The organism is Kurthia populi (assembly GCF_042686175.1).
GTDB classification, from domain to species: domain Bacteria; phylum Bacillota; class Bacilli; order Bacillales_A; family Planococcaceae; genus Kurthia; species Kurthia populi.
In genome coordinates this window covers 1-5,752 of the sequence record NZ_JBHUOR010000001.1, presented here as the reverse complement: position 1 = coordinate 5,752, position 5,752 = coordinate 1, and the positions used below count along the sequence as shown (strand labels likewise).

Annotated in this window: 7 protein-coding genes and 1 pseudogene; 1 reads left to right on the top strand and 7 read right to left on the bottom strand. The window is 39.1% G+C overall.

What is annotated here, in order from left to right:
- Positions 1 to 119: 119 nt before the first annotated feature.
- From ACFSY7_RS00040 to ACFSY7_RS00030, 3 genes are all read right to left on the bottom strand, one after another.
- A complete protein-coding gene (locus ACFSY7_RS00040; protein WP_139995682.1) occupies positions 120 to 998 on the bottom strand; it encodes a cation diffusion facilitator family transporter in 879 nt (292 codons plus the stop codon).
- A gap of 138 nt (positions 999 to 1,136) precedes the next feature.
- Entirely contained in the window at positions 1,137 to 2,231 is a 1,095-nt protein-coding gene (gene serC, locus ACFSY7_RS00035; protein ID WP_126991492.1) for a 3-phosphoserine/phosphohydroxythreonine transaminase, read from the bottom strand.
- A gap of 278 nt (positions 2,232 to 2,509) precedes the next feature.
- A complete protein-coding gene (locus tag ACFSY7_RS00030) occupies positions 2,510 to 3,091 on the bottom strand; it encodes an NADPH-dependent FMN reductase (RefSeq protein ID WP_126991493.1) in 582 nt (193 codons plus the stop codon).
- A gap of 178 nt (positions 3,092 to 3,269) precedes the next feature.
- On the opposite strand from ACFSY7_RS00030, the gene ACFSY7_RS00025 reads away from it, so the two are divergent.
- Entirely contained in the window at positions 3,270 to 3,812 is a 543-nt protein-coding gene (locus ACFSY7_RS00025; protein WP_380146383.1) for a GNAT family N-acetyltransferase, read from the top strand.
- 21 nt (positions 3,813 to 3,833) lie between these two features.
- Here ACFSY7_RS00025 and ACFSY7_RS00020 read toward each other — a convergent pair whose 3' ends face one another.
- The 4 genes and pseudogenes from ACFSY7_RS00020 to ACFSY7_RS00005 all read right to left on the bottom strand — a co-directional run.
- Positions 3,834 to 4,274 (bottom strand): universal stress protein, encoded by a 441-nt coding sequence (locus ACFSY7_RS00020; RefSeq protein ID WP_126991494.1) that lies wholly within the window; start codon positions 4,272 to 4,274, stop codon positions 3,834 to 3,836.
- A gap of 111 nt (positions 4,275 to 4,385) precedes the next feature.
- Entirely contained in the window at positions 4,386 to 4,607 is a 222-nt protein-coding gene (locus ACFSY7_RS00015) for a helix-turn-helix domain-containing protein (RefSeq protein ID WP_126991495.1), read from the bottom strand.
- Positions 4,608 to 4,616: 9 nt separating this feature from the next.
- A pseudogene (locus tag ACFSY7_RS00010) lies at positions 4,617 to 4,910 on the bottom strand (DUF2975 domain-containing protein); the annotation flags it as partial.
- 46 nt (positions 4,911 to 4,956) lie between these two features.
- On the bottom strand, positions 4,957 to 5,752 hold a 796-nt coding region (locus tag ACFSY7_RS00005; RefSeq protein ID WP_380146382.1), incomplete at its 5' end, for an RNA-guided endonuclease TnpB family protein.

Below are 5,752 nucleotides of genomic sequence, written 5' to 3'. Positions count from 1 at the left end.
TCTGTATATTATGCGCGTCAATGCCAGTTGACACTCAAGCATCATACAGGAGGGCTTTTTTGTTTTCAAGTCTCTGAAAATCCTTCTAACAGGAATGCTCCTATATAAAATTCGTTCTCTTATATTGTAGCATAATCAGCCGGCTCTATATGAACAAGTGTCACCGCAAACGGGTTATATTCACGAATAACGCCCTCGATTACTTCTGTAATGTGATGGCTTTGGACCACATCCATTTTAGGATCAACCGTAATCGTAACATCTAAAAACATCATATTCCCAGACATACGCCCTTTCATATCTTCTACCTCAATGACTCCATTTACATGTTGAATAAGCGTTTTAATTTCTACTAACTCATGCTCATCAAAGCCATCCGTTAAAGTATGCACAGCCTCAACAAAAATATCATAGGCGGTTTTAATAATCAGTAAACCAACTAATACCGCTGTAATTGAGTCAATGATGGGGAAACCAAAAATAGCAGCAAAAATACCGATAGCTGTTCCAAAGCTCACTAACGCATCCGAGCGATTATCATACGCTGCCGCTTTGACAGCCGAACTTTTAATACGTCGTGCGAGACGAATATTATATAGATAAACGATGTACATGACGATACCACAAAAGATTGCGACGATAGCAGTTAGCATAGATGGTGCCTCATGCTCACCGCTAAAGAAACTTTTTATCGCATTAAAAACAACCTGTAAGCCGACAACGGCCATAATGAATGAAGCGAGCAATGATGAAACTGTTTCAGCACGTAAATGGCCATAATGATGGTCCTCATCCGGTGGACGCTGTGAAATACGCAGCCCTACTAGTACCGCAACAGAGGCAATAATATCCGTCGTATTGTTCAGACCATCCGCCTTAAGTGCTTCCGATCCTCCGACAACACCAACCGTTAATTTTAAGGCACTTAAACAGAGATACGTGAAAATACTAACCCAAGCACCTTTTTCCCCTTCACGTAAATTTTTATATACGTCCAAAAAGTTTCCCTCCCTCAAGACTTCCAGAAACGACAAAAACGACGTAGCGCACAAAAGTGCGTTACGTCGTTTTTTATATTCCGTTCGTTATTAAGCTTATCTATTATAACAAAGTCTGACCTCTAAAGAAAGGAAAGTTTAGTGCTTTGCTTGGAAATCTTTCATGAAGTTCGCAAGTGCTTGGCAAGTTTCATATGGCACGGCATTGTAAGTAGACGCTCGGCAACCGCCAACTGAACGGTGACCATTTAAGCCAACAAAACCTGCTTCTTTTGCTTCTGCTAAGAATTGTTTTTCTAATTCTTCATCAGCTACACGGAATGTAATGTTCATCAGTGAACGGCTACCTTCTACTGCATGACCTGTGTAGAAGCCGTTGCTTGCATCGATAACATCATAGATTAATGCAGCTTTTTCTTCATTGCGTTTTGCTACTGCCTCAACACCGCCTTGTGCTTCAACCCATTTTAATACCTCACCTAACATATAAATACCGAATGTTGGTGGTGTGTTGTAAAGTGAGTTTTTGTCAGCATGTGTTTTGTAGCTTAAAATAGTTGGTACATTTTCTGACGCTGTTTCTAGGAATTCTTTACGAATGATAACAACCGTTACGCCTGAAGGGCCAAGGTTCTTTTGAGCACCTGCATAAATCATCGCAAACTTAGAGATATCTACTGGCTTCGATAAAATATCACTCGACATATCAGCTACAAGCGGCACGTCCCCAGTGTCTGGGAACTCTGCCCACTCTGTACCGAAAATCGTATTATTCGATGTGATATGCACGTATGCATCATCCGCATTGTAATTTAATTCATCAAATGCTGGGATGTTTTTGTAGTTGTTCTCTTTTGTGCTTGCAGCGATTACAGCGTTCCCTAAAACTTTTGCTTCTTTGAATGCTTTTTCTGACCATGAACCAGTTTGTACGTAGCTAGCTGTTTGACCTTCTTTTAAGAAGTTCATTGGAAGCATTGTGAATTGTAAGCTTGCGCCGCCTTGTAAAAATAACACTTCGTAATTTTCAGGAATGTTATAAAGTTTTTTAAGACGTGCGATGGCTTCCGTATGTACTTCATCATACTCTTTACTACGGTGGCTCATTTCCATTACGGACATGCCAGCACCTTTAAAGTCTACTAATTCTTCTTGAGCTTTTTGTAGGACTTCAAGTGGTAATGCTGATGGACCTGCATTTAAGTTATAAGCGCGTTTAACTGTTGTCGTCAATGTAATACACTCCTTGTGGAATAATGATGAATCCTATTCTACGCTATTTTCTGTTTTTTTTGAAGGTTTAGCCGAATATTCGGCTAAAATTGTCATAATATTTTAAAAAAAGACACCAAAACAAGAATATTCATGTAAAAAAAGCTTCGTAATTATCGGAAAAACCGATTAATCCACTTATCACTTATTTTCTAGATAGGTAAAGTTATCATCTGCTGTCCTGTAGAGAAAAACAAAAAAAGGCAGCGTCATAAAGACGCTACCTGCTTTTTTATAAATTAACGAATTGTGTAAAGCGCTTTTGACCAAGGAATTACTTGATCTAACATTTGGTTTACTGAATCAGTTTGAACTTCTTTTGGTTTGAATTCACCATTTTCAAAGTCAGTGAATAATGATAATGCTGGGTGTACACGAACGTCCGCTACTAATAATTCGCCTAAGATGCCGCGTAAATGTTCTGCTGCACGTGCACCACCAACTGAACCATATGATACGATACCTGCTGCTTTGTTGTTCCATTCAACACGTAAGTAATCTAATGCGTTTTTAAGTGCGCCCGTAATTGAATGGTTATATTCTTGTGTAATGAATACAAAGCCATCTTGTTTGGCAACGATTTCTGACCATGCTTGTGCACCTGGTGCTTCTGCTGTACCTAGTAATGGTAAATCGTAATCTGCAATATCAATAATGGTGTAGTTTGCGTCGCCGCGTTTGTCTGCGATTTCTTTTACCCATTGTCCAACTTGTGGTGATACGCGACCTTCGCGTGTTGAGCCTAAAATAATACCAATGTTTAATTCTGCCATGTCTTTTACCTCTTCCTTTTTACCGAATAATTTATTTAAAAAGTTCATTATTATACCTCTTTATCTCGAATTCATTTATTTTGAAATTATTTATCTTGAATTCTAGATAAATAATAACATGGTATTTTCACCTCGTCAACTAGTTTCATCTAAAAAAGGAATTTCACCAAAATCAGAGGGTTATGCTATGTTAAAACTAATCGATTATATAAAAGGAGCGAGCGCTATGCTCATACAAGATGAGGTACTCTATTTACGTCCTGTCACACCACGAGACGCCGAGGCGATTCATGCATCCGTTACCGAACCAGAAATTCGTTATTTAACAGGCACACATTCTTTATTCACTGTAGAACAAGTACGACAACATATTGTGACTTGTGAGGATGATGACAGTCGCATAGATTTTGCAGTCTGCTTACGCGAAGATGACACGATGATTGGCGAAGGTGGCATTGTCGAAATAGATGTAATCAATCAACTCGCCTATTTTCGTATTGCGATGCTTGGCATGAAAAACACCGGTAAAGGCTATGGCACACGCGCTGTTTTGTTAGCTGTCCGCTATGTATTTGATGTGTTAAAGCTTAACCGTTTGCAGCTTGAAGTGTATAGTCATAATCCACATGCAAAGCGTAGTTATGAAAAAGTTGGTTTTCAAGTAGAGGGTATTTTACGTGAGAAACTACTGTGGGATGGCGTTTATTCGGATGAAATTGTGATGAGCATATTAAGAAAAGACTACGAAAAAAAGGGAACTGCGCAGTAGACGCAATTCCCTTTTGTTTATTTAATGAACGATAAGCACCTGGCATGGTGATAACTGTGCAATTTTCGAGCTGACACTGCCTAGTAGCATTCCTTTTAAACCACGTAAACCACGACTACCGATGACAATGACAGATTGCTTTGTTTCTTCTGCATACTCAAGCATTTTATCCGCTGGGTTTCCAGCTAATGATACGAGTTCAATCACGCATTCAGGATGTTTCGAAAGTACGATTTCTTTCGCTTTCTCTAAACGTTCTTCACTGTCTTTTAGTAAACCTTCATTTACCGTTTTCACATAATCACGTGTGACATCATATGGGTAGGCAGGTGCGATTGGATTTTGATGTACATTGACAATCGTTACAATTCCGTTATTTAAGCTAGCTAGCTCTGCTGCCGCCTCTAAAATTTTGGCATTTAAATCTGATTCATCAATTGCTACAAGAATTTTTTCAAACATTGAACTCATCCTTTCGGCATATTATTACCTTTATCATATGACATAATGTCACAAAAAATAACCCCAAATTAAACTTTACTGGAAAAAACATGCTTTAAAAGCATACATTGTTCACAAATTCTCTTCATTCTTTTTTTCATAGGCTAAAATATCGCCTGGTTGACAATCCAATGCCTCGCAAATGGCTTCTAACGTAGAAAACTTAACAGCCTTCGCTTTTCCATTTTTTAAAATGGATACGTTCGCCATCGTAATCCCCACACGCTCAGACAATTCTGTCACGCTCATTTTTCGTTTCGCGAGCATCACATCGATATTCACAATAATCGCCATTCTCTCACCTCAGATCGTTAATTCGTTTTCTGATTTCATTTCAATGGCTTCCTGCAATAATTTTTGTAATAGTGCAGCAAACACCGCAATGACTAACGATGCAAATGGCACAATTAATCCGACAAAAATAACACCGGGTGCATCATCAAATTCAGCAAATAAGTAAAACGACGGTAATACGCATAAGTGCAAAATACTAATCGTTCCTGCACAGCGTTTAATTACTTGTAGCTTCCTCACTGATGATACCGAAAAGGCCCTTCCCTGGTCAATGCAGCGTAATAGTTGGAAAGCCTGATAGAGACCGNACAGCGGCTTCACTTTTTTTAGTAGGCTATCCCCGTCGTTCCTACGGTTGTTGCTTTAAAAGTCTTAACCCTTCGATTAAGATATTCTTACTTGCATTAATATCTCGGTCTAGTGTCGTACCACAAGATGAACAAGTCCACACACGAATATCTAATGGTTTCTTGCCATCTCGATGACCGCAAGTATGACAAAGTTGGCTCGATGGGAAGAATCTGTCGATTTCGACAATTTTTCGATTGAGCCATTTTGCCTTATATTTTAGCTTGGTCACAAATTCAGACCATGACACATCCGCTATCGCTTTTGCCAACTTATGATTTTTCATCATACCTTTGGTATTTAAGTTTTCGATGCAGATGACGTCATATTGACGAATCAATGCCGTTGATAGCTTGTTTAAAAAATCTTCACGTTGAAAAGCAACACGCTCACGCAAACAAGCCACTTTACGACGTTGCTTTTGATAGTTCATGCACTCACGTAAATCACGACCCTCTTTTTTCGCTTGCTCGTAGCGACGTGATAACTTGCGCTGCTCCCGTTTTAACTTCTGCTCCATTTTGGCTGTAAAGCGTTGGTTATCCACTTTACGTCCAGTAGACAGAATCGCAAAATCGGTGATACCTAAATCAATTCCTACAGCTTCATTTGTTTGAGGCAATGGCTTAAAGTCTGGTACTTCGCATTGGACAGACACGTAAAACGTACCACTCGCATTGTATTTAATTGTCGCTTTTAGAATACGACCTTCAATATCACGCGACTTCGCAAATTTTACAAGTCCTAATTTTGGTAGCTTCATTTGATTACCGACAATCGCAATATTGTTATTCGTA

Excerpts from the sequence above, each read along its gene's own strand:
- ACFSY7_RS00025 (WP_380146383.1), top strand. The coding sequence starts at position 3,270 with ATGCTCATACAAGATGAGGTACTCTATTTACGTCCTGTCACACCACGA.
- ACFSY7_RS00015 (WP_126991495.1), bottom strand. The coding sequence starts at position 4,607 with ATGGCGATTATTGTGAATATCGATGTGATGCTCGCGAAACGAAAAATG.
- ACFSY7_RS00030 (WP_126991493.1), bottom strand. The coding sequence starts at position 3,091 with ATGAACTTTTTAAATAAATTATTCGGTAAAAAGGAAGAGGTAAAAGAC.
- ACFSY7_RS00020 (WP_126991494.1), bottom strand. The coding sequence starts at position 4,274 with ATGTTTGAAAAAATTCTTGTAGCAATTGATGAATCAGATTTAAATGCC.